Source organism: Enterococcus sp. AZ084, assembly GCF_051714905.1.
GTDB lineage: Bacteria > Bacillota > Bacilli > Lactobacillales > Enterococcaceae > Enterococcus_B > Enterococcus_B pernyi.
Genome location: NZ_JBIOSS010000002.1, coordinates 15,665 through 39,918, shown reverse-complemented (window position 1 = coordinate 39,918; position 24,254 = coordinate 15,665). Strand labels below are relative to the sequence as shown.

Genomic DNA, 24,254 nt, shown 5'->3' with positions numbered 1-24,254 from the left:
TTAAACTTGGGGCATGCCCCAAACCCCATTTTCTTTCATTACATCATTGACCTTTTACGAATTCTTCGAGATCCGAAATGAGCTTTCTGAATGATTGTTCAGATTCATTTTTTAGTATTTCCTCTAACAAAGCAAGACTAGAAATGTGAATAGCGATTGATTCTTTCTCAAATTTTTCTAAGTTTCGTCTTTCTGATTGCAACTGACCAATCACTGCTTTTACTGGTGGAAGAATAAGTTCTTGAAATTCGTCTCGTTCAAATCGCTGACAAACTTTCCAAAGATAATACAGACACAAAGGTCGATTTTTAATCAGTTTTATCATCTTCGCTACTTTCTGAATTGCCTTTTAATTTTTCTAAAGTATCCGCTAAATTATAATCTTCCTCAGATCGTTCTTCTTTTTTATTCGCCTTGTCTGTTGCGACATTGTCCATTGCTCGACTTTGGAGTTCTCGCGCACGTTTGATTTCTTCTTCCAATGTTGGTCGAACTTGCTCAATTTCTTTTTCGTACATATGCGCAGCAATCTTTTGTAAAAAGGTATCGCTTCGAACAATCAAGTCAGTAAACAATTGTTGTAATTTCACTTTTCCGTTATTCATTGATCGTAACTGAGTTAACAAACTTAAATTAAGAGGCACGGGATTAAATCCAAAAACAATCATTACAATAGACGCAATACTTTCATTTTCAAATCGAATGATATCGTCCACCGATCGTTTCTCTTTTTCTAAAAGACAAATAATCAAATCAGCAAGTGTTTGTTCTTCTCCCTGATTCGATTTTACTCGAATGGTATGCTCTTCAAGGATTGATTTTTCTCTTTCTTCAAAAACAATTGTACGATTCGCAATCTTTTCCAAGATAGCGAAAACTTCTTTCGGACTCGTTTCTATTTTTTTAGTTTCTTCTTTTCCTTGCGTTTCCGTTTTTTCAAAATATGGAACGATTGGGGCATGAGTGATTTGTGTAAGCTGCGTTTGTTTTTCTTTTAGGATCTCCCCAGTTTCACTATTCACTTTTTGTTGGTTTCCTCCAAATAGAAAGACAGGTTCCGCATTATTCTTCAACGTCCTATTTTCTCGAATCCAATCATGGACTTCTTTTGATTCAACTGCTTCTGCACGTTGATAAAGAAGCATCAACTGATTTGAGACTGGTGCTTATGATATAATGCGAATTAGATAGTAAAGTTTATGCGGTGGCTAATCCCAAAATAAATGGGGTGACACCTATGTTGTTTTTCGGCTTTATCCCTAGAAAGGAATAAGCGTGTCTGTTTATGAAGCACTAATGTTTGCGTTAGCTTTCGCAACATTGGTCCTTGCAATCAGCAACAACAAAAACGACAAAAAATAACCGTATCATAAACTTTGGCCAGTTTAACGGTTATTCTTTGTAACTGATTCAACTATGCCACCGACTTAAACGGTGCTATCCTAAGGGGAGTTGTTTGCGCAACTCCTCTTTTCATTTGCATTATAACACGAGATCAAAAAAAAAACTATATGGACACTACCTCACCTCTATAAATAAACGTTTGTTCCAGATAGTGTTTCTCCAGCGATTTTCTTCATTTTTCGTCAAAAATCTAAGGTGAAATTTCTCTTCTTTATCCGTTTAAGCCTGTAATCTCAATCGCCTTTCTTCTAAACTGATTGGAGACTGTTGCTTTTTTTGCTCCACCTCATGAATCACTTGTGTATGCTCACGGTTAAATGTTTCCAAAATCTCCTTAAAGTTCGCTTCTAAACCTGTATTTACCGTATGTTGCCGAAGTTTTAGTTCATCCATTTTCCCTTGTAATACACGAGACAGTTGCTCCGTTTGTTGTTCATACTCTTTTTTGATTGTCTGATCAACCGTTTCTTTATAGCTATTTTGAATTGCTTCAGTTTCTCCTTCAAGCTGTGTGGTAAAGGACTTTTCTATATTCTGTAACGCTTGCTGGTGTCGCAATTTTTCTTCTTGTACTTGTTGCTGCTTTTGATTGATCAACTGATTTTCTAAATTAGCTAATTCTTCTTGTTTCCTTGCTTGTAAACGCTTCGTAACTGATTCCTCGATCAAATGACGCTTATCTAATTGTTGGATCTCTTGGTTGATTTTCTTCGTCTCTTTCTCAATAAATTTGGTCAATGCTTGTCCAAACTCCACTTTCGTAGATTGAAGAACCTCTTGTACAATCTCATCTGTAGCAACTTCAATTAACTCCAGCCGACAAAAAAGTAGCCCTACAAAAAGCCCAAAATTACAAAAAAGAAATAGAATTCATCGTAAACATGACAGATTATCATGGTAAAAAAATTAAAACTACTGCTGATATTGCTTTGTACAGTCTGAATAATTTAATCACTTCTGGAACACCTGGTGAAGTAGCCTATTTTATAGATTAGACAAAAAAGGTTTTAATTGATCATCAGTCAAAACAGACACTACAGCTTCGCGGGAATACCCCTAGATTTAAGACATACAAATTTTTCTAGTCAATTCCTTCGACCCAATTATGCATGGGTACTTCTGGTAATCCTTCAGTTGATTATGCAAATTTTTTAGCTGCAATCGGATATTCAATAAACCAGTTCTTAACATAGACAAAAATAAGGTTGTGAATATTATCAACTTTTTCTGTTTTTTGCTTTTGATATGCTTTTAGGATTGTTTTATATAATTCATTAGCTACGTCGATTCCGTAATTCCCTATATCTTCAAAAATAACTACCGTACTAGTTTCACTTTCTGCTTTGACTTTTGCATTGTGAATTGCTTTAACTGTTTTTTGAGCTTCAACAAAATTTGAAGAGAATATTTTTATTAAAAGCAATACTTTTTCAGGAACGAATGTAGCAATACTATTGTCTTTCATGATTGATCCAAAGTTATCTAGCAATAATTGATCTTGTAGCTGGTCTTTTTCTATGTCTATATTGTGTCTAAAGAATTATTAGAATAAATTGTCTGCGATTTTCGCAATTACGGTAGAATCCTTGCTATTATAGATTTTTGTTGTATTTGCAATTTCCCAAAATACGGTAGCTTGATTTTGTTCCTCTTCAACAATTTGAAATACGTCTTCAGTTGTTACTTGCGGTTTACCTAAATACAAGAGATTAGGAGTACTTTTTATATGTCAATTCTCTTCATGGATACTACCTTTTTTCTGCTTTAGAAGACCGACTTCTTCTAATTCTCTTTTTATTTTAGAAACTTTTCCTTCACGACATCTTAATAACCCCATAAGCTCAGATACTGTAAAAATAAAATAGATATTATCCTCTTCATCCACCCAATTATTTTTTACAGAATAATCAAAACGATCTTTAAGAATCATATATGCAATTTTTGAATCATTTGTGAGTTTGAAGTATTTTTCATTTGCAAAAAAATATCTTTGGCATTTGATAGTATTTTTCCCTATATATTTCTTTTAACTTATAATAATTAAACTCTGACATTTGATACCTCCACATACTTGGATTACTTTTGTATTTTTAAGAAATATAAAAGTAACTATACAAGTTATTCACCTAATTTGTAAATGATACATAGCAAGAAAAGAAAAAAGAGATTTTCCTCCTTTTTCTTCAAAATCAATCAAAAATTAATCGATATTTTCCTTTTTCTTTTTTGGATTTAATCCTTTTAAAAACTTATCCTCCAAGGCTAATAGTTCATCATAAACACTCCCCATAGACTGCCCTGATGATAAACTTAAACAGTACAAAAAATCGCAAGGTAACGTTGCTACAGAACGATTTCGGGTCACCCAACTTGCCACAGTAGACTGTCTATAATCATGAATCTCACAAAATTGTTCTACAGTCATTCCTAAGCCACCGATAATAAAAACATTGATAGGATAAGGATAAACATAAGTATTGACACTCATGGTTAGTAAGTCCTCCTTTAAGATATATTATTGCAAATGCGATAATAGTACCCCTCTTAGTAGAACAAAGCAAGTAGCGGACAACTATAAAACTCCCATAAGAAAAGAAACAGTATCAAAGATATATTGTAAAAGGCAATTTGCACCTTTTATTTTTTACCCTGTATCTAATTCAAAAAGATTCACTTCTTTAAGGGGGGCCAAAGTAGCTGATAATTGTTTAAATGTCTCTTCTACCAAGCTCCCGTTTAATTCAAATACCTCTGTGATCCTTGTTGAATAAGCTAATCTGTTTTCTTTTCTTAATTGAATGACCTTCAAGAACAACATTTTGACTGAAGCAATGATCATTCCGCCATTTCTTCCTCGTGTTATCTTGTAGAAAACCTTATTCTCCTCTCTTAACTCGGTTAAGATCTTATCAAGTGTTCGCTTGGGCATCGTGAGTTCTGAAGCCAACTCTTTTTTAGACATATTCAAATAAGGCTCACTAGCATGACTTTTTTCGCTTAGATAAGCCAATAGATCTTCTTTCCATTCTTTTTTATGACTATATTTTCTTTGTTCTCTTGGCTTTTTAAATTTCCACCAACCACGACGTTGAATAAACAAATCTTTCTCTTGCAGTCCTGCAGAGATCCATTGCTGGCACAGCTCTAAAACAAAATCACGTTTTGCTGCCTGGTACATTCCAGAATAAGCGCTCATAACGATTTTTCTTACTTCCGCTTCAATCAAAGGTTCATTTAGTCGCTCATTAAACTCGAACATGTTGTATTCACATGTTTCCAGCGCATATCCCGAAGAGAAATAAGCAAGAGCCAATGTGAAAATCACATTGTTTCGACCTAAACGGCCCTCTCCACCGATAATATCTGCTTTACGTAATAATAGATCGAACCAGGGTTCATCCACTTGTCGATACTCTTTTTTCTCAGGGAAAACAACAATTTTAGCTTCTCGTTCCGCTTCAGTTTTTTGACTAGAAGCTGTTTTCATTGACCAATTCAACCATTCTGAAAATGCGTATTGATAAGCTTCCTCGTAAAAAACTATATTTTTTTTATTTGGAAAACGTGCAATTCCAAAGTGATTACAGCCCACATCAATTCCAGGTAATTGCTTTGCTAATTGCTTACGAATCGTTGTAGAAATACGTTTTGCAACTTCGACTACCTTGAAGTTGCTCTTTTTCGTTACGTAAGCTGGGCTACTTAATACGAAATACACTTGATAGCCATGATCAGACTCTAAAATCATTGTTGGCATATAACCAATCTGATCTAAACAAGCAAGAACGATCTCCCCTTCATGATTAACTTTTGTATCGATATCTACAACAAAAGTATTGATTTGGCTTAAATTGTTTTCAGAATGTCCCTTAACTACTGAGCGATTCTCGTCAGCATACGTTCCATATCGATAAACATTAGGAGTCCAATGTGTAAGTTTATTTTCGTTTTCAAGAATTGCTTCTTCAGATGTGATCACCATCCCACGTCCAGCATTCATTAATTGTTTCGTACGGAACGCAAAGATAGCACCATTCCTACTCGTATTTTCATACTGAATAGGCTTAATGGTGCTGTTTCGATATTTATATGTTCGAATACCACTTTTCAAAAGCGTTGTATATAAATTAATCAACATCAACTTTACGTCCTTCCCACAAATTAAAAGAGAACACATCGAATACCTGCCGAAACAGCTATACTATGTGTTCTCTCATCAATGTTGATTAATATACTCTTAAAAAGCACATCAAATAAACGTTTTTATGTTGAGTTGCTCGTCTTTTTTTGGTAGAATATAGGTAATCGGAATTGAGTTCCGAATCCATTTAAATATAAGTAGTTGGTAGCTACTTACATATTCTTGAGACGAGCGTGAACACATGTCTGATCCATGTGATTCAGAAAAATTAGTGGGGTCCAATCCATTAACTTTTCCGTCTCTTTTTTTATGTAATTTTCTAATTCATCTTACCTCATAAATCTTAAATCTGTAAATAACGAGTTTAATGGAAAAACATCTGCTGTAAGAAAGAATGCCTACATATCAACCTTTTCGTAACCTGAACGAGTGGGTTCTAAATAAGGAATATGATTTTCTGTTAATAGAACATGACTATTGGTGTATATTTTGATTTTTAAAACGTTGAATATGTAGGTTATTAATTAAAGCTTCTTAAAAATCAAGAACATTAGCACCTTTCAACCTAAATAGCTCCAATTCTTCCTCTGATTCAATCGATTGAATTAAATGATCAACCTGCTCTAACTCAAAAGAATGATTTTTTAGAAGCGGAGCATATAAACTAAACATTGTTGTTTCTAATTTATCTAACGCCTCTTCTCCAAAACTTCTAGATCCGTTATAAAATTCTCTTACATAACTTGGCGCTAAGCCAATTGCTTTGGATAAATCAATTCTGCTTATATGGTAATTTTGTATTAAAAATTTTAATACAAATCGATCGTATTCATTTCTAAATTCTTTTGTTTCTTTCTTCATAACTTCAATCTCCTCATTGTTGAAAACAACAACACTAACTTAGTGTTTATTCTAGCATTATCTTTTTTATTTTACAATCAATTTTACTAAATAAATTAACTATGATGGTAGCTGAAACTGTACAAATACAGGGTTATTTTAGATAGTAATATAATACATTACTATTACCTTACTATTATATTACTTATAGTAATAGTAATATAATATATTATTAAAATCAAAACACTTAGAAAGTTCACTGTTGTTGTTGAATTTAACAATGGATAATGGTATCATTTGTATAAGTAATAAAATATATTACTAAAAAGTAATATATTGTACGACCAATTTATTATTTTTATATTACTATAAATATTACTATTATATTACTTTCGGATTTTAGGAGGGATTTATATGGCTGTAGCACTAACAGTAGCTGCAAACAAAGGTGGAGTTGGTAAAACTCTGATTACATTAAATCTAGCAGGAGCTATTAGAAGATCATTTCCTGAAGCAAATATTCTTGTAGTTGATACTGACGCTCAAGGAAATAGTACAAAATCATTTCGTGTAAAAGTTGGAAAAAATCAAAATACCATTTACGATGTTTTTATGGGAAATGCCACAGTTGAAGAATCGATTGTTCATACATACGATGACCACATCGATGTTTTACCTGCAAATTCAGATAATAATTATCTTGAATTTGATAAGATGGAAGAATTTCGTGATACTATTTTGGAATGGTTTATTTCCTTATTAAAAAAATTTAAAGATAACTTATCTGAAATTATGACTATTTCTGGCCTTAAAAAGAGGATGAACAAAACGATTGATCCAAGTGCTAATTATTTTAATGCTTTAGATGGAAAATTTGATGGTGTAATGGACAAATATGATTATATTATTTTTGATACTCCGCCCGAACTTAAACAAGTGACATCATCCGTACTATCCATTGCCGACGTGGTAATCGTGCCTTACGAGCCAGATCTTAACGGTGTTGACGGAGTAACTCATTTAATATCACGCGTAAATACATTAAAAGAAAAATACAATCCTTCACTACGTATTGGTGGTGTACTAGCAAATAAAGTATACAATACAAATTTACACGCAAAAATGATTAATGCAATGATGAAATATACTAATCGAAACAATTACCATTACTTTGATTCTGAACTACCAAGATCAATTACATTTGCTGACAAGTTAGTTAGAAATGGTATGCCTATAACTATGAGTACTCCTGAAAATAAGTTTGCTCAAAATTTTTACAAATTATTGAACGAAATGAATGATTTAGGGCTACTTTCTAAAGAAGGAAAAGTACTTGAATTCCCTCAACAATTTTACATCGAAAGCGACGGTGACGAATAATGCCTAGAGTACCAAAAAACAAACCTTCAGGTGACTTTGAATCTTTTTTTGACGATGAATTAGAAGATTTAGATACTCCAGAAGACACTATCGATAGCATTTCGGAAAATGAAATAGAAACAAAAAATGAAATTGTTGAAAGTATATCAGAGAATTCTACTAACACAACTCTGTTACCTACTCAAAATGAAAGTCTTGGTATTACTCATGTTGCAGCAGATAAATTTGGTTTAAGTAAAACCAAAAAAAATCAAGCAAATGAGCTTGTCGCTAGAACTTTGAAATTTGATACAGAAACCTTAAGACGTGTAGAAGATCTTATTTATAAAGATCAAAGACATTCGAGAAAAATTCCTGGTACAAAAGGATTTCTTTCAGATTTTATGGATAATGCAATCTGGCAACATCTTTACCAACTAGGTTTAGCTACTGAAGAAGAAGTAAATGAACATCTCAAGGACTACAGCAAATATCCTTTAAATTTTGATAAAAACCAAGAGAAGTAGCGGTTAAAAAGCCACTTCTCTATTAGTAATATATAATGTTACTTTTAGGAAAAATATTGTAGATAAACATGGTCGTATACGTGTTTATGTTTACTCAGCTTTGTTAATCAATTTTTTTCTCTTTGTTACCAAAATAATAGTAAGTCAAATACAAACTTGTCGAAGACTAATCTGTTTCTAGGAAAGGAGAAATCAGATAAACTTAAATAGTAGTGAAAAAAGTTTATTTGTAAAGAAATAGATCTATAATGGATGTTTTAAGCAAGCACTCATATTAATGGAGGTGAATGTTATTGTGCGGACGATATTTTTTTGATTTAGCATCTAATGAACTTAAAAAGTATCACGATCAAGCGGAAACAAAAGCAGCTGACAAAGATATACGACTTGCTACCAATGAAGTATTCCCTTCAAATCATGTAGTGACCCTAGGACTCAAAAAAGAGGCTGAAGTTATTCCTGGTATCATACGTTGGGGTTTTGAGGGAATTAAAAAAGGACAGCTTATGATAAATGCACGGTCAGAAACAGTAAAAGAGAAAAAAATATTCTCGAAAGCTTTTAGAGAATCCCGCTGTATTTTTCCAATGTCTAGTTTTTATGAATGGAATCACAACAAGCAAAAATTTTTATTCAAAGGAAAGGAGAACAGTACTTTATTTGTTGGTAGCTTTTATCGCATCCATAGAACTGAATCAGGATTTGAAACAGAATCAATTATATTGACGACCAAACCAAATACGTCAGTAGCTTCAGTACATGATCGTATGCAAGTAATTATAGAAAGATCCTCAATCAACGAATGGCTTAATTGGAATTTGCAAAAAAGCATGTAAACAATGACATGCCAGAATTGGAATGCACAATGGTATGAAAAATGTAACGGTTCATAATCACGAAAACGCCCTTGGAGAATCTCTACTCTCTAAGGGCTTAATTTATTATATAATTTTATAGATAACATAATAACTATTATAACTTATAGACAACTTTAGATTGAATCAATAGACGATAGCAAGTTATCTATATTATTTGCTACCATAATTATTAGTTCCGGTAGTAACTTTTTCACGGATAATAATAGGACTAATTCAATTAAGGTAGTAGCATATAATATATTCTTCCTGGGTGATTTTTACATGAAACAACTTAGTAGCAATATAATAGTAACATAATAGTAATATAATAGTAACATAATAAATTACTATTATATTTCTATTATAAATACTTTTATTTGAATTTCCACTTCAATACTATTTTTATAATTTATTCGATTACTTATAAAGCATTCAACGCATCAATTGTAGCAGCATTATCAATATGCGTATACAAAGTCGTGGTAGTAGTATTGGTATGGCCTAATTGCTGAGCTGTAAGAACAAGTGAATTAGTTTGTTTATATAACCTTGTGGCTAACGTATGGCGCAGCTTATGAGGACTAACTTGTACTTTGAATCCCTTTGAATATTTAGCTACCATACGCTCAATTGCTATGCCTGTCATTCTTTTGGATTCACCTTTATAAATAGTCAAGAACATGGCTTTCTCACTATCAGTAGCCTTATAACGGCTACTACGAATCGCTAGATAGTTTGCTAAATACTCCATAGCAAAAGCAGCAATATTTACCGCATCTCTTTTATTTCCTTTTCTAATCACTATAACTTTATTCTTATCCAAAGACAGATCATCCACATTTATATTTACTACTTCAGACAATCGTAATCCAGAACCTAAGATCAACGCATTAATAGCAAGATCTCGCTCAACGTCACGTACGTAATAAGGAAGAGCCTTAACGCTCAAAGAATCCTTGTATTCAAACTCAATGTAATCTAAGTAATTTTGAGTATCTTCATCTAAAAATAGTTGTTTTTCAATTGCATTTGCTCGAGCTGCAAGTGTCGTTCTGTCTGCTATTGTCACAACTTGTTCCATAGGATTAGTAATTAGATAGGGCACACCATTAGGATTATTTGAACTAGAAGAGAGATACTTGAATAAAACCTTCAAAGCAGTAATATGTCTGTTGATGGTTGCAACAGATAATCCTAAATTATTGCTATCTTGCAAATAGTATTTCGTAGATACTTTTTTTATATTCTCTTTGGAGCGTCGTTTTAGATGTGATTTATATAAATTTAATTCATAAGGAGTCAATTCTCTCAATGAATGAATAGAAGTATCTGCTATAACAGCTTCGCTAATTAACCATTGAAAAAATAGTTTATAATTTTTCAAATATTCCAGTGTAGTTTGTGGGGACTGATCTTGGTCATCACGAGCTTGAACAAAGTCTTTTATATAATTTGGCATATGACTTAATAATTTATCAATTTTATTATACGTATCTTTATAATTCATTAAAATCCACCTTTCCTTACAAATAGGGGAGGGAAGCCCTTTGTAATTGGACTATACCAATTTAAACGAGATATGTCAATAAATAAAGAACCTTTTTTAAAAAAAGTTTTGTATCACTAACTATAAAGAAAGATAAATCTTTCTTTATAGTTAGACATGAGAGAGACTACAATTGATTTAAAATCAATAAGCGTATATACTGTATATACAGATGGAAAGGGGAGAAGACTATGACAATCAAAGAAAGAAAATTCAGAGAAGTGGGGAACTCAGTAGTATTAACTATTTCAAAGGAGTTTCTTAAAGAAAATGGGTTAAATCCTGGAGATACGGTTTTTTTAGATGAAGAAAAACTTCGAGCAGCAATTATAAAAAAACAAACCTTATCTGATGAAATTGATGTAGCAATATCTCAAGCATTAACTGAATATGATACTACTTTTATAGAGCTTGTCGATAAATGAGTATTTATTACCTGGAAGCTAAAGATATTATAAAAATGAATGTGATCCAAATAAAAAAATACTCTCCTAATGAACCCATTGGCGTAAAGGACGTAAATGCTTTAGAAATGTGTGTAGGGCAACTTCAAGCCTCAGCTTTTGGTGAAGAGGTTTATCCTTCGATTTATGAAAAAGCAGCTATCCTACTTGTACAATTGATAAAGAAACATCCTTTTCACAATGCAAATAAACGTACTGCTTTCTTAGCTACTTTTGTCTTTTTGAAAATCAATGGACAGCTTTTAGCTATTGATCAAAAAGATGCTGTAAATTTAGTGGTATATATTGCTACATATGATAAGGATTTTGATCAACTAAAATATGAAGTAATTAACACTATAAAGACACATACGAAATCCATTTAAGGAGTTGCTGTATGTGTCTTTATAGTGTTATTAGCTGCTATAGCGAAAAAATTGTAGTAAATTACAAATAGCTATAATTCAAACCCAACTATATAGAAAACTATAATTTTCTATATAGTTGGGTTTTTAGCATCCTTGTCTCCTGTCTTTAGAATTTAACATTATTCGCTCTATTTTTTAAGGTAGCTATAAAATATTTCAATTGATTAGAATCCTTTTAATAGCATTGATATCTCCCATCCCGGTGTATATAAGATATACAGAACAAGCACACTAAAGAATATTGAGCAGCTTCTTGGCATTTTTATATCACATTTTGAACAGATTCAGCTTGATGGAAATCATGTGTCTACCTTGATAATTTTATATCCATATCAGTCAGATTTATAAGGTGATTTACTCACAAAACTAGTCCGTGATCCCGTGTTCTTAGTTCCCAAGTATGTATCATGCTTTTTTCGATTTAGTTCATTACTATAGATAGTAGTTATTGAGTATTCGCTTTCCTAAAAAAGAAAAAGAGCCGAAGCTCTTCTTCTAACTTATCAATTATTGGGTACCATACTTAATTCCCAGGTTAAAGTCGTTTGGTAAGTGGTCGCTTTCGGAGCAGCTATTGGTGGCACTTCAAGAACGACACTTTCCCCAGCATTTTTTCTATCCCCAAACCGATAGATCCAAGTTTCTGCACCTTGACCATCTTTGGCTGTCAATAATTTTGTCTTGACTCCAGGAAGCAATGCGACTCTGTCAGTCTCATTTAATTCAGGTTTTCCTGTCTCTTGGACAGACGCTAACTGTTGATTGGTCAACTGTAAACTAGCTCCCTTTAGTTTATGATCATTTGGATCTGCGAACTGTCCGTTTTGGGTCACTGACAATACCCAACCGTTACGTGTGTCTCCTAGCCTTCGATCACTTATTTGAACATAATTTGGTCGTTCTTCCTTCTCATCGATGCTCCCGTCCTCATTCAATAATCGTTGTGGTTGAGCATAGTAGTTTTGCGTTCTTGTAGAAATACCTTGTTGGCCAAAGGTAAATCTAGAGACAAAATCTATACTTAATTTCCCCTGATTTTCAGAAAGCACTGGTGGATTTTCAGGTTCTACTTTTGTTTCAGGACTCAATGGATCAACAGGTGAGACTTTACTTGCTAGCTCAACAATATAAGTTCTAGCACTTGGAAAAACTGCATCATGATATTTATAATCCTCCATTTGAGGGTTTCTATTTCCATTATCATTATTAGTTTCTGGTCTTTTAAAAACACTAGTTATAGTACTATAACTATCAATTACGGCTCCCTGATTATCTTCCATCAAAACTTGCACTTCATCACTTTCATTTAGTTTAGTTTTTAGTTCGAAAGAAAAACTACCATCATTTCCTACTTTCTGTGTCGCTATATGCTGATTATTAATATACAACAACGCATTATTTCCAGGAATGTTTATATGATTTGGTAATGCCTTAATGGAAGTGGTCTCAGTAGTTAACTCTATAAAGTGGCCAAAATCAACTAACTCTGGTGGAGTTACATTTATAACCGTTATTGGACGGATCTTTTCCAATTCTTCTTGTGATAGGGATATCCCTCCCTCATTCATTCCTCTACTTATTGATACAAATTCAATAATTGTACCTTCTTTGAGGAGATTTTCAAATTCAAAAGATACTCTTCCAGCTTTTCCGAGAGCGTTATTTTCTTTTTCTTCCCATGTTTGGATCGGTGATTCGTTCCCCACCGTAGAAGCCGTATAATTATTAGAATTATTGTCGGGATCCGTTACTTTTATTTCGACAGTAATTTCATCCGTACCAGCTTCCCTTATATCATCTAATCCTTCTTTATAAGAAAACTCAGCTATAAATGATTGATCTGCATTGGTTGGTTGCCTAACTCCGTCTAAAATAGGAGCTGAATTATTAGCAGATATTCTGGATACTCTTCCAGATAGTCCAGGTAAAGAGTCTGTTAGGTTCAGATTATTACTCGAAGATGCGGAAACAAAATCTCTTCCTTCATAAGCGACATCAATTTTCTCAAAGAAACCTATTTGGGGATCATTATCAAACTTACTTCCAGTGGCCCATGCGGAAAAAAAAGTATCTGTTATATTTAAGCTAGATCCGTTTTTAGTTCCAAAAATATCACCTCCATCTTTCCTGACGTTTTTAAAATCAAAATAGTACGGGGAGTGTACATTGAATTCCATAGTGTCTTGGGCTACGAAAACCCCCCATTCACGAGTATTAATTGAAGAGCCTTCAGCATAAAAAATAGTATCCGCTTTTTGATTAAATTTTAGATGTCCACCATCAGAATACAAAGCTGCTGCATAATCATTCGTTAAACGTAATTGTGACCTAGCTCTATCCGCACTATTATTATCGATACTAAAATTATTCTCTCCATTCCCAAGATAAATAGTAGAATAATTTGATGAAACAGAGCCACTATTAGGACGATGGGTATAATGCCTATTATTTAAGTTGAGAGTTCCACCACTTGTAATAATAATATTATTGTTAGAACCACTCATAGATAGTGCTCGAGTATTAGTCCCAGGATTATCAAACTCTACGTGCTTGCTAGAAATAGATGAATTATTTCTTATATAAACATCATTTGACCCCGTAGTAATATCAATCAAAGGATTATTTCTTCTCGCTGAACTCTCAATATCTATTTTCGAAAAATTATCTACTGTAAGCTGTGCATTAGTCGTGCTCATTCCAATAGAAGTACCATATAAATTCTTACTGATAATTTCAGAATTATTCTCCACTTTTAAATCTGCAGACTCTCCATTCATAAAAATACTTCTAGGTCCACCCGATAAAACATCAATGGATATTTTAGAATTTTTTGAGACCTCTAATATTGGTGAGGATCCAGCTATTCGGATGGAGTTATTATTATCAATTGCTGCAGTATTTGTGGTACTCTGTGCTCTAATCGATAAGTTTGAGTTATCAGTTACCTTTAATGATGGATTAGTATTCCCATTTCCGATTAAGATATTTTCATGTATGCCGTTTCCTCCAGCTATAGACATTTGGCTGTTATTAGTCAATTCTAAAAAAGAATTTTGCCCATTCAACGTTACTCCATTGGCTGACCTCATATTTTTGATGTTGATTTCACTATCAGATGAAAGGAATTTGGGTTTGTTACCCGTGATTTCTACTCCATAACCAGTTGTACCAATAAAATCAATAAGACTAGATTGTGTATTAACTAAAGCATTGTGTCCAGATAGAGATATACCTGCACCCTCTGCAGTATTAAGCTTTAGATTTGATTTATTAGCATTTAGCGTGCTACTTTCTCCATTTAGATTGAGTGCTCGACCGGATATTGTATTTATATCTAAGTGACTGTCATTTAAATTAACTTCCGCATTTGTACCGTTTAAATATAGTCCGCGGCGTGCATTAGAAGTTACAGAAACATTGAGCTCTGACCCACTGGTAATATTTATTTTTGGTTCTACTCCTCTTAAATGAATAGCATTATTTAAAGTGTCTGTCGGAGATCGAGTAGCACTGGATGTTGTAACGGACAACTTTGAGCCACCTGTAACGGAAAGCTCTGGACGCGCATTATTGTCTCCTATTGCAACGTTTTCTAACGTCCCAGTTCCACCACCATTGATGGACATCTCACTTTTATTTCTCAAAGAAAGTAACGCATCTGTTCCTCGTAAAATCATTGCTTGAGAAGGATCAGTATCCGTCATTTCAATGCTACTCTCATTCATTAATACCTGTGGAACTATTCCTTGTAAGTAGATACCTCGACCTGTAGTAGCTGTCAGAAAAAATTGTGTCTGATTTAATGACAACTGTGGATTATCGCCAATTAAGTTTATTCTTTGACCTGTAGTACTTGTAAAACTCCCGGTCCCCTCCTCATAATCAACTTTAGGTGAATCACCAGTCAAGGCAAGTGTCGCTCCTGTTGTTGAGCGAATGTCACTATTACTTTTAGTGGCCGAAAACAATGGCTCACTACCTATTAGACTAATTGCTGCGTGTGTAGCAGAGGTCACAGATAATTTTGAATCAACAACTATTATTTTAGGATTATTTCCAGATAGATATATGCCTCTTTTAGCAGCCGTGCTTGTAACCGTTAGCTCACTAGCTGAATTAACCGAAATTTTAGGACTTGCGCCGCTGAGTATAATAGCATTATTTGTTGTAATGGTCGGAGTTGCTGGAGTTCCAAACGTGCTTATAGATAACTTCCCATTTGTTTGTAAAGCTATTTCGGATTTTTCTCCTCTTAAATCGATCGTATTTGCCGTCCCACCAGTTGTCATAATCGTAATTGCTGAGCCAGCTTCTATTACAAGTTTTGGCGCCGATACTAGGGCTGAAGAAAAGAAGATAGTCATATTACCTCGGCTAATTGTCACTTGTGCTTGATTTACAGCTTTGACTTCTTTTGCTTCAATAAAAGCCGCAGAAGAAATTATCCGCGTAAAATTGGAGTTCCCACCTGTAAAAATAATCGTTCCATCTGGCATAGAAGCAAGTCGCATCGTATTTGCGTTGACTTCTGCTACATCTTCTATTTCTAATACCCAATTGCGACTAACTTGCGTTGTTGCATTGACTAAAGGAGTAGTGCCAGTCTTTGTGATTGTTGCGTCCTCTATCCGAAAGGTCATTGGTTCACTCACTTCTGCTAATTGAAAATAAAAACTATTGTTACCAAAAGTCAGCGTATGACCGTTTCCTTGTATCTTGATTGGTCGATCGATCGTCATGATATTTGCTGTAGTTTCAGTTAAACTCGCTTGAACAGAGATAATTCCGACTTCAGGATTTGCAACTGCTTCTCTAAATGCAGCCATTGTTGCGACTTCTGCCGTATTTCCTTCAAAGACTGTCTTTTCGAATTTTTTGTTCTTAGAAGGAATTGATTCTTCATTCGATTCTTCGGTTGCTATAAGCGCTTCTTTTTCTTCTGATTGTTTCGTTGTATTCGTCTCTTCATTTGCTTCATCAGACGAATCCTGATTCGTTTCTGATTGATCTTCAGTCTCCGGTTCTTCCTTTTTCGATATTTCAAGTGTCGCAGTTGCTTCTTCGACCGACACCTCATAGTTGCCTTCAGATTCAAATACCACAGGAAGTACAAACGTTTGTTGCGCACGCTCCGCTTGAATCACCCATTCACCTGATTCTTCTTCTTGATCGATGGTAATCCCAGCTTGTAACTGATCTTTTCCCAGCTTTGCTTCCTTCGAAAGAGTAATCCTTGCCTCTGACACCTCTTGATCTGAGAAAAAGGTCACCTTCAATGGCGCTTCAACCGTTCCTTGCAGGCGAGAGTGAGGAAAATAAAAGCGAGGCTCGCTTTCTTCTTCCACTTCCAGGTAGTTTTTCATGGTTGGAAGTTCCAACTGTTCTTCTTTCTGTATCTGCCCCGCTTCTTTTTTCTCCGTAGTTTCCGCATAGACGCTGCCTACTGGCAGGAGGAATGCATGTAGAATAAGAATCGTCGTCCCTAAAACGAGCATTCCTTTTTTCATTAGCTTTCTCATGGAATCCTCCTCTCTATACTTCTTTTTCGCTTTCACGTGTTCTTTTCTTTTGTCTCATCAGGTAAAGCACAAGTCCAAGTATTAAAATAAGCAAAATAATCGCTCCAATCATCCACCAATTGACACCTGAATCAATCGTTACGTCTTCTCGATTTAGCTTTCGGGCTTCATCAGCTTCAATCGTAAATTCACGCGTCCATGACCATTCATTGTCTCCAGAAGTAGCCGTCAATTCTAAGATATAGTTCCCACTTCGAAACCGGTCTCCTTCTAAGGAAATTGGAAAATTGAAATTGGAATTAGGTGCCATCTGCATCATTTCTTTCTCCGCCTTATAGAGAACCTCGTTCTCCCCTGCTCGTTTTACGGTAGCTTCCACCGCCAATTGATTGACAAAAGTGGGTGTAAAGTTTTGTAAAGTGGCGCTGATCACATTGCGGTAGTTCAATTGATCTGCAAACACATCTAATAGTTCTAACTCCGGTTGCACTGAGTCTCTGTTATTACTGACGACCACACCAACCACATAGGCAAATTCATTTTTAATGGCCACGCCTTCTCCTTCATTGGTTTCTTCTGTTTCCTCTTTTAGTTCGGCAATGCGTAACCCACCTGCTAAAAAGCCGTCAAAGGCTTCTTCTGGCATCTGTAAGGGAATCTCAACCGTCTTCTTTTCATTTCCAGCTAATTCAATGACACCGGAAGTAGTTATCAGCTCATCCAAGGAGTGGGTTAAGGTTGGATCCGCTTCTTCGGCATCTTTGCCGTATTCGACGTGTCCTAACACGTTGGTATACGCCGTATGCGGTGTCAACTGAATCCTTATGGGTTCTGCACTCGTATTCCCAATCTCCAAACGCAAGGTTTCTTTTTGATTCGGGGCTAGATTCAAATCGTAATAGCCTTTGTCCTCATCTACTTGGCTGTCTGGAAAAAGTGGTGTGGCATAAATATTTAGCGCCGTTTCTTCTGCTTGAACTGACGTCGGAAAGAAAAAGAAGAGAATAGCGAGTATCCACAGGTGTCTATCGTTCTTTTTTGTAGGTTTCATTCTATGAATCCTTTCTTACAAGGTGCTGTGATACTATTAGTTTGTCATTTGATAAACAAATTGTTTTTTTTAGATTTCTATACTCTTAGGATCTGGATTTTCTGGAGTTGTAGTTAATTCCCATGTCAGTGTGGAGCGATACGTCACGGCATCTTTTGCAGTTGAACCTGGGACAAATAGTTTGATTGCTTCATTTTCGACTACGTCCGCTCCCGCTGTGACTTGTTGTGCAATGGTCGCGTAGTTCCCCCAAACAACGGAAGTTGATCCGGCACCTTTTTTAGCTGCCGCTGTCATCACTGGCACAGCCTTTTCCCCGGGTAAAATCTCAAGGCCCGTAGCATGTACCTCGGGTTTTTGTTCAAGGTCTTCAACGCTATAAATTAGTTCTGGATTAAATAAGGTGATTTTCGCGCCTTTAAGTATGGAATTTTGTGTATCCTTTGGTCCCTCAAATTCAGACAAGCTAACCGTTAGTTTCCATCCTTTATTCGTACCACGTGTGTCTTGGACTTGTGCCAAACTCACATAAGGGACCATGTTTTCTGCGCCCGTCGTGCCTGCCTTTTGTTGTCTTTCTGCAACCATATTGTAATTTTTATCGGTAGTTGAGATAATTTGTGAGCCGAAGTTCATCGTTGGCACCGTCGCAATCGTTAACGGTCCTTTATTTTGTCCATCTGGTCCTGTAATAGGTGGGATTGTTACGTCTGGACCTTCTGGTAGTTTATCCACTTCAGTATCATCATTTCCTGGGGTGAATGTGATTTGACCTTCGGTTGTCGTTTTACGGACTTCGCTTGTTTCTTTCTGTTCTCCATCAGCAAACACTTGAACGCCTCCAGCTAAAATGGTAGTAGATAATGCAGTAACACTTATTAACCGAATAAATTTCATATGTGATTTCCTCTTTCAACTTTTATTTTTGATTTTCTTAGTCTTATTTTTACACTGATAATAACAACTAGAATAATGATTAACCAACCTATTAAAATCAGTGAGTGGTTTTGCACAATAGTGTTTGTTTGCGGCAGCTTACCGCCTGTTTGGGTGGTTAAAACCGGTGGTGGATCTGGTGTACCGATTGGCTCGTAATATCCTGAAAACTGAATTGATCCTTCGGACTCAGTCGACTGAATCAAGGCGGCTTCTACCCTATACGGTATGCATAGAAGTAACAATATATTGTTGTTAACAAGTTTTTTTGCATTTTTCATTTCCCTCCTCCTTTTACAAACCGATATATAACCCATCATATTTTGGTTGTATGTTTACAGATCGGTTTTTAGATATATCCTCTCTGCAACTGATACTTTACCTAAAATTTTCATTAAATAAAATCCATTATTTTCGTAATATAAGGAAATGAAAAAATATCTATAAACATTTCTCTCACATGTGAGTATTTTACGAATTGTAAATACGTTCGAATAAAATCGAGAAATAATTTTGTATTTATAATTGTCTTAACGCATCATAATAGGGATAAGTTTTTTCACAAAGAGTACTACCATGTCTTCTTTTAATCACAAGTCACTACTAAATCAGCATATGTTATACTTTTTTAATAAACTATCGTTTAATTTATTTATAAAGCAAGTTTAGAAAATATTTCGCTCTTATAATTACGCTTTAAGTTTGAACTTCCATTTTTATAATTATCTTGTTTTAAGGTTACTTCTTCTTTTAAGGTTACTTCTTCTTTTAAGATTATTTCTATTTCTACGATTGGGTTCATAATTTCCTGAGAATGCGGCATTCTCCTTATTTTCCGTATTATTGAAATAATGTAGAAATATCTTTCTATTTTTCCAAAGAAAAAATTTAGTATAAGTGCCGATTTAGTTGCTTAGTTATACGTGTCCAATCATTCTCACTTGGAATCGTATTTACCAACAAATAATCTTTTTTTAATGAATACTCCCAGAGATAGGGACGATAATTCGTCACAACTAAATCAATTTCCTCAGCATCAATTCGATCTGACGTCAATTCTTGCAAGGGAAGTAATTGAATCCGATGATTGTGGCCTATACGTTGCTTGGCCTGCTGGTAAAGCGTTTGGACCACAATAGAATTACCTGCTAATAAAAATAAAACAGACTTTTTAGGATAATAAGTTCTAAGTAACAGATTAGTGAACAAAGTAAATTCGACAACGACATCCTCAAAGAACTGTTCACCTAATCCAAGCACCTTCTGATGCTGGCGTAAAAATTGACGGTTTGTTTGATAGGCTTGTGAGTGGTTCACAATAGCTTGATCTCTTTCTTCTGCTAATTGCTTATTCCAAATAGGATGAAGAGTGTAGGTGAGGCTTTTTGAAGCCAAAAATGAAGATAATAAATCGGTGAGAATCTTACGATCCCAGCCTTCAAACTGAGAATTCGAAAAATACTTCCATGCGACTGATTTTATTAAAGGCCGTTGATTAAATAGGCTGTAAAAATGTCGTTCTCGTTCAATCTGATTAATCGTGCGCTGCGCCACAAGTATTAAATAAAGCCAGATAAACTCATCCTTAGGTATATTTATATTAAATGCGTTAGCTAACAAATCTCGAAGAGAATACAGCATGATAAAATCCTTTGCTTTTGTAATCCTTTGCTTTTTAAAAAAAGTAAGGGTCACGAGTTTTCCTTGCTGGACTCGGTTCATCATAAGATATACCAAAAAATAAAATTCTGCAGCAGATACCCCAGTACCAACTTCATAATCGCCCAAATAATCGGATAAATTTTCCAGAATTAATGAGTGTATAATTTTGGGTGGCTGTATCGTATGCGTTGTGTATTCCCCCAAGTAGTAAAAATCATAAAAAAATTTCCTGATATTCTCTTCATCTCCAACTAACGTGACAGGATTCAAACTAAGTTTTAAATCATAGGATTTGAGAGGCTTTTCAGCCCGAAGTAAAAAACGTCGAAATGAACTTTCCCCGTAGTTATATTCAAGGGCTAGTTCTTGAAAAGGTTTTAATTCGCCTCTAAAAATCTGACCAATTACAGCAAAAAGTATCTCCGATTTTACCAAATCTGCCTTTTTGTCCATATAGCAGTCATGGTTAACCTCTTCAAATCTATATCCGGTTTGTTTAGCACATAAGATAATATGTTCCCCAAAATACTCTTTAATGCCGTTAATATCTTTTCCTAGCGTCCGTTGTGATACAGAAAGTCTTTTCGATAATGCAACAAGCGTAAAATTCGGTTCTTTTTCAATATTATTTAATATTTGAATCCATCTAGTACTCATAGAATTCACCATAAAATCTAATTGGAGTTGACGCATCGATTCCGTTCCTCCTTTTGTTAATTATATATCTTGTCTTTGATTACAATATGCCATGATACTTATGCGAAGTATCGGGAGATTGCCTTCTGTATCTCTTCTTTTCTGGGGAACTGAGATAGCTTTAAGACTCTTTCCTTCTGATTTATTTCCGTGAGATTACTCACTTCAAGAAAATGTTGATAAGAAGTCTTATCAAATGCAGATATGTTCACGACTAACCAGCCAGCTTGGAGTAATTCTGATTCTACTTCCTTTTTTATCCATCTCTTTAGTGCATTGGATCCTGACAATCGATAGGTAACGTAGAGAGATTTATAATAGAACTCTTTTTGACGAATAACCCTACTTTTATGACAGGGCAATAATTGAAAAAAAAGGTGCATTAATGATAAGTAGGTACTAAGAAACTGAGAAGCAAGTTCCTCATCTGTTTGTATTAACATATAAGAAGAGACATTTGGCAGAGAAAATTCTCTTAAAAACCTCTTTTGTAGCATTGGATTAAGAAACTGTTCCTCCTTTAAGGATAAAAGAAATAGTGCTGCTTTTTCTTGATTTGGTAACGAAATTGTGACTTGATAATTGAATGCTCGTACAAGCATTTTTTGGAGAGAAGTTTCCTCATTTTTTTTTAGCTCGCATCTCTGTGTTATTCTTAATTGCGCAATAACTATCCATTGGTTCATTCGTTTTTCATCTATCTGCCACGCTCCTTTTTGTACTCTTGTTTGTATCTTACATAACTGTTTGATTTTTTCTATAGCCACCTCTGGATAGACCGGCAACGAAAAATAAAAATCATAGAGTAGCTGACGGATCGTCACTTCTTCCCCCACAAAAAAGTTGTTCTTAGCATCTAGCTTAACTTTGTACTGCTTGGTTAAAAAAGATTGGAATTGATGCTTCATCCGGCCAAAACTGGCACTTGACACATTTAGTTTTTTTGCCCATTGGGCATTAGATAGTTCTTGTCCACTGGCAATGCAGTCAAAAAAGAAAAAAAATTGTTCTTCGGCTAATAAAGCACGTTTTTTCTGTTCATAAGTATTGGGATCTTGTAAGGAAAAATGATACCCTGTTTCATCTCCAATCCAAAGAATCGAGCAATCAAAATAGGCTTTTAATTCTTGGACATCATTTAAAATTGTTCGCCGTGTATAATTAGTTTTTTTTGCAAGCGTATTCAGCGTTGCATATTCATCTTGTTCTAATAGATTCAATAAATTAAACCATCTCCGGATCTTTTTTTTACAAATCAAATGCTCAAACAAAGGCTTCATTGATAGATATTCTCCTTTCGTAAAATAGGAAAAGGTCTCTTTTCACAGTTTTTATTATTCGTTTACTGGTACTATACTGAGATACCGTGTAAAAGTCGTTTAATAGTTTGTAGATTTAGTTCCAGAAGCTTGCGATATTTAAAAAAATGTACTCTAACCTACATTATTCTCATTATCAAAGTGATACTGACTCCTTACATATTCTTACTAGTAATAAGGTCCATCATTTCTTCAGAAATCAATAATATACTTTCAGTTTCTTCATTATCTACACGTCGATTTTTTATTTGTACGTTCCTCAATTATCGTTAATTTGTCCTGCTACTTTTGTTAAGCGTTGAGGCTGTGAATGATAAGTTTTATCTCTCACTGTAATTGACAGAATCCACCTCCAACTGTTAAAAATAATCGAAGCTTCAATATGCACTTCACTTCGTTCAAAAACTGCTATTCTCAGAACTTATAAATAGAGCAGTTAGTGTGAAAATATTTGATTCGAAATTAATCTCGTGTTTATTTCCTGAATAATTAAATCTCTGATGAGAATTTTTAATGAAGAATATAATATAAAGTTGTTCTGTATACATTTTTCGTCTACTGAATTATTATTTAAATCATCAATATACTCAACTGAGTTTGTGACTCGATCTACATTCTTAAATATATCTATATCTGTTTTAATTTACTCTGATATTTCTTTATTATGACCTTCATAAAATCCGCTATCGTCTAAAGTTAAAACCTTCTCTTTCTTGTTCGACTCGTTATTAACCGATTATTCTCAACTATTTGACTGGCTATCTGATTGTTAGGCAACTTATCCCAATCCCTTTTTGCTTCTTATGGAAAATGAATACGAATTACTTTGGTTCCTTGTTCACCAAGAATAGATATTCTAATAGTTTCATTTGGAATCCCATTCATTTTTGATTATTAAGCGGATAAGCCATTTTTTCGATATACTCGGATCTATTTTATTCAAGGTTTTAAAGTGAATTCGAAATTTCTATTTCACTATCTTTTTTTAGTTTGATTAGAGAAACCTTCTTATAGAAAGACTGAAATACTGGATCCTGAAGAAATTAATACTATAGTTTTAGCAAATAATAATTCAGAAGATAATTTCTCTTTCTAGGTATCTTCATTAATCTTTTTTAATCAATTTCCATTGAAATACCAAACTAGAAACTTCAAAGTATTGATAATCACCCATTAAAATAGTTACTGTGACACTATGATATATTATTCTAAAATTTGTTTAATCTTCATTTATTATCACGCGTAACACCGTCAAGTAAACGCTTCCTTTTTATTTAAGAATAAATAAAACGACAATAGTTTGTTTACAACAAAACCTTGCAATATCAAATAATAGAAATTATCTACATTGTTATAGAAGAAAGAATCGAATATTATGACTCTACTGGTTAAATTTAATAATAAGGATTCAGGTATAATAATACACATCGATAAGCAATCGTTATCAAAATCTCAAGACTCATTTCACTCCTTATCTTTTTTAAAATGTTTTTATTTACATTATCCGAAATATACTTCAAATAAAA

At 34.2% G+C, this 24,254-nt stretch carries 19 protein-coding genes and 1 pseudogene; 5 read left to right on the top strand and 15 right to left on the bottom strand.

The features are described from left to right. Window positions 1-43 precede the first annotated feature (43 nt). The 7 genes and pseudogenes from IGI79_RS14090 to IGI79_RS14060 form a co-directional block, all read right to left on the bottom strand. Window positions 44-325 (bottom strand): hypothetical protein, encoded by a 282-nt coding sequence (locus IGI79_RS14090; protein WP_438753809.1) that lies wholly within the window; start codon window positions 323-325, stop codon window positions 44-46. Then, window positions 309-1,145: a hypothetical protein gene (locus tag IGI79_RS14085; RefSeq protein ID WP_347082419.1), complete on the bottom strand. Its 837-nt coding sequence runs from the start codon at window positions 1,143-1,145 to the stop codon at window positions 309-311. Before IGI79_RS14085 ends, IGI79_RS14090 begins: the two co-directional genes overlap by 17 nt. 478 nt (window positions 1,146-1,623) lie before the next feature. Then, window positions 1,624-2,142 carry a hypothetical protein gene (locus IGI79_RS14080; protein ID WP_137073120.1) on the bottom strand — a complete coding sequence of 173 codons (519 nt, stop codon included), beginning with the start codon at window positions 2,140-2,142 and terminating at the stop codon, window positions 1,624-1,626. A 400-nt stretch (window positions 2,143-2,542) separates the two neighbouring features. Continuing rightward, window positions 2,543-3,458, bottom strand: a pseudogene (locus tag IGI79_RS14075) (replication initiator protein A). A gap of 146 nt (window positions 3,459-3,604) precedes the next feature. Continuing rightward, complete coding sequence (locus IGI79_RS14070) at window positions 3,605-3,892, bottom strand: type III secretion system protein PrgN (RefSeq protein ID WP_074801917.1); 288 nt, start codon at window positions 3,890-3,892, stop codon at window positions 3,605-3,607. Between the two features lie 156 nt (window positions 3,893-4,048). Then, the gene (locus tag IGI79_RS14065) at window positions 4,049-5,542 is read right to left on the bottom strand and encodes a primase C-terminal domain-containing protein (protein ID WP_224434968.1); all 1,494 of its coding nucleotides are present in this window, start codon (window positions 5,540-5,542) and stop codon (window positions 4,049-4,051) included. A gap of 537 nt (window positions 5,543-6,079) precedes the next feature. After that, on the bottom strand, window positions 6,080-6,406 hold the full coding sequence (locus IGI79_RS14060; protein WP_071867349.1) for a helix-turn-helix transcriptional regulator: 327 nt from the start codon (window positions 6,404-6,406) through the stop codon (window positions 6,080-6,082). Window positions 6,407-6,799: 393 nt separating this feature from the next. Here IGI79_RS14060 and IGI79_RS14055 point away from each other — a divergent pair, with 393 nt between their 5' ends. The 3 genes from IGI79_RS14055 (at window position 6,800) to IGI79_RS14045 (ending at window position 9,107) form a co-directional block, all read left to right on the top strand. After that, window positions 6,800-7,765, top strand: a complete 966-nt coding sequence (locus IGI79_RS14055) for a ParA family protein (RefSeq protein ID WP_074801911.1) — start codon at window positions 6,800-6,802, stop codon at window positions 7,763-7,765. Further along, complete coding sequence (locus IGI79_RS14050) at window positions 7,765-8,271, top strand: hypothetical protein (RefSeq protein ID WP_074801908.1); 507 nt, start codon at window positions 7,765-7,767, stop codon at window positions 8,269-8,271. The genes IGI79_RS14055 and IGI79_RS14050 overlap by 1 nt, the downstream gene beginning before the upstream one ends. 293 nt (window positions 8,272-8,564) lie before the next feature. Beyond that, on the top strand, window positions 8,565-9,107 hold the full coding sequence (locus IGI79_RS14045) for an SOS response-associated peptidase (protein WP_371740712.1): 543 nt from the start codon (window positions 8,565-8,567) through the stop codon (window positions 9,105-9,107). Window positions 9,108-9,549: 442 nt separating this feature from the next. Here the strand turns inward: IGI79_RS14045 and xerS are convergent, their stop codons facing one another. After that, window positions 9,550-10,635, bottom strand: coding sequence for a tyrosine recombinase XerS (xerS, locus tag IGI79_RS14040; protein ID WP_074801905.1), 1,086 nt, complete (start codon window positions 10,633-10,635; stop codon window positions 9,550-9,552). 230 nt (window positions 10,636-10,865) lie between these two features. Here xerS and IGI79_RS14035 point away from each other — a divergent pair, with 230 nt between their 5' ends. Further along, window positions 10,866-11,099 (top strand): addiction module antitoxin, encoded by a 234-nt coding sequence (locus IGI79_RS14035; RefSeq protein ID WP_074801902.1) that lies wholly within the window; start codon window positions 10,866-10,868, stop codon window positions 11,097-11,099. Then, window positions 11,096-11,503: a type II toxin-antitoxin system death-on-curing family toxin gene (locus tag IGI79_RS14030; RefSeq protein WP_081355956.1), complete on the top strand. Its 408-nt coding sequence runs from the start codon at window positions 11,096-11,098 to the stop codon at window positions 11,501-11,503. Before IGI79_RS14035 ends, IGI79_RS14030 begins: the two co-directional genes overlap by 4 nt. Before the next feature lie 545 nt (window positions 11,504-12,048). Here IGI79_RS14030 and IGI79_RS14025 read toward each other — a convergent pair. From IGI79_RS14025 to IGI79_RS13995, 7 genes are all read right to left on the bottom strand, one after another. After that, window positions 12,049-17,064 carry a WxL domain-containing protein gene (locus IGI79_RS14025; RefSeq protein ID WP_224434988.1) on the bottom strand — a complete coding sequence of 1,672 codons (5,016 nt, stop codon included), beginning with the start codon at window positions 17,062-17,064 and terminating at the stop codon, window positions 12,049-12,051. Window positions 17,065-17,077: 13 nt separating this feature from the next. After that, on the bottom strand, window positions 17,078-18,115 hold the full coding sequence (locus tag IGI79_RS14020; protein WP_137073118.1) for a DUF916 and DUF3324 domain-containing protein: 1,038 nt from the start codon (window positions 18,113-18,115) through the stop codon (window positions 17,078-17,080). Between the two features lie 69 nt (window positions 18,116-18,184). Next, the gene (locus tag IGI79_RS14015) at window positions 18,185-19,012 is read right to left on the bottom strand and encodes a WxL domain-containing protein (RefSeq protein ID WP_137073117.1); all 828 of its coding nucleotides are present in this window, start codon (window positions 19,010-19,012) and stop codon (window positions 18,185-18,187) included. Next, the gene (locus IGI79_RS14010) at window positions 19,009-19,332 is read right to left on the bottom strand and encodes an LPXTG cell wall anchor domain-containing protein (protein WP_137073116.1); all 324 of its coding nucleotides are present in this window, start codon (window positions 19,330-19,332) and stop codon (window positions 19,009-19,011) included. The genes IGI79_RS14015 and IGI79_RS14010 overlap by 4 nt, the downstream gene beginning before the upstream one ends. Before the next feature lie 371 nt (window positions 19,333-19,703). After that, window positions 19,704-19,853, bottom strand: coding sequence for a hypothetical protein (locus tag IGI79_RS14005; RefSeq protein ID WP_175401372.1), 150 nt, complete (start codon window positions 19,851-19,853; stop codon window positions 19,704-19,706). Between the two features lie 86 nt (window positions 19,854-19,939). Continuing rightward, window positions 19,940-21,406: a helix-turn-helix domain-containing protein gene (locus tag IGI79_RS14000; RefSeq protein WP_074802072.1), complete on the bottom strand. Its 1,467-nt coding sequence runs from the start codon at window positions 21,404-21,406 to the stop codon at window positions 19,940-19,942. A 62-nt stretch (window positions 21,407-21,468) separates the two neighbouring features. Continuing rightward, entirely contained in the window at window positions 21,469-22,689 is a 1,221-nt protein-coding gene (locus tag IGI79_RS13995) for a helix-turn-helix domain containing protein (protein ID WP_137073115.1), read from the bottom strand. Window positions 22,690-24,254: the final 1,565 nt, after the last annotated feature.

Bases quoted from the DNA above. Each gene is read 5' to 3' on its own strand.
- IGI79_RS14090 (WP_438753809.1), bottom strand. From the start codon at position 325: ATGATAAAACTGATTAAAAATCGACCTTTGTGTCTGTATTATCTTTGG.
- IGI79_RS14085 (WP_347082419.1), bottom strand. From the start codon at position 1,145: ATGCTTCTTTATCAACGTGCAGAAGCAGTTGAATCAAAAGAAGTCCAT.
- IGI79_RS14070 (WP_074801917.1), bottom strand. From the start codon at position 3,892: ATGAGTGTCAATACTTATGTTTATCCTTATCCTATCAATGTTTTTATT.
- IGI79_RS14065 (WP_224434968.1), bottom strand. From the start codon at position 5,542: ATGTTGATTAATTTATATACAACGCTTTTGAAAAGTGGTATTCGAACA.
- IGI79_RS14060 (WP_071867349.1), bottom strand. From the start codon at position 6,406: ATGAAGAAAGAAACAAAAGAATTTAGAAATGAATACGATCGATTTGTA.
- IGI79_RS14055 (WP_074801911.1), top strand. From the start codon at position 6,800: ATGGCTGTAGCACTAACAGTAGCTGCAAACAAAGGTGGAGTTGGTAAA.
- IGI79_RS14050 (WP_074801908.1), top strand. From the start codon at position 7,765: ATGCCTAGAGTACCAAAAAACAAACCTTCAGGTGACTTTGAATCTTTT.
- xerS (WP_074801905.1), bottom strand. From the start codon at position 10,635: ATGAATTATAAAGATACGTATAATAAAATTGATAAATTATTAAGTCAT.
- IGI79_RS14035 (WP_074801902.1), top strand. From the start codon at position 10,866: ATGACAATCAAAGAAAGAAAATTCAGAGAAGTGGGGAACTCAGTAGTA.
- IGI79_RS14030 (WP_081355956.1), top strand. From the start codon at position 11,096: ATGAGTATTTATTACCTGGAAGCTAAAGATATTATAAAAATGAATGTG.
- IGI79_RS14025 (WP_224434988.1), bottom strand. From the start codon at position 17,064: ATGAGAAAGCTAATGAAAAAAGGAATGCTCGTTTTAGGGACGACGATT.
- IGI79_RS14020 (WP_137073118.1), bottom strand. From the start codon at position 18,115: ATGAAACCTACAAAAAAGAACGATAGACACCTGTGGATACTCGCTATT.
- IGI79_RS14015 (WP_137073117.1), bottom strand. From the start codon at position 19,012: ATGAAATTTATTCGGTTAATAAGTGTTACTGCATTATCTACTACCATT.
- IGI79_RS14010 (WP_137073116.1), bottom strand. From the start codon at position 19,332: ATGAAAAATGCAAAAAAACTTGTTAACAACAATATATTGTTACTTCTA.
- IGI79_RS14005 (WP_175401372.1), bottom strand. From the start codon at position 19,853: ATGAACCCAATCGTAGAAATAGAAATAATCTTAAAAGAAGAAGTAACC.
- IGI79_RS14000 (WP_074802072.1), bottom strand. From the start codon at position 21,406: ATGCGTCAACTCCAATTAGATTTTATGGTGAATTCTATGAGTACTAGA.
- IGI79_RS13995 (WP_137073115.1), bottom strand. From the start codon at position 22,689: ATGAAGCCTTTGTTTGAGCATTTGATTTGTAAAAAAAAGATCCGGAGA.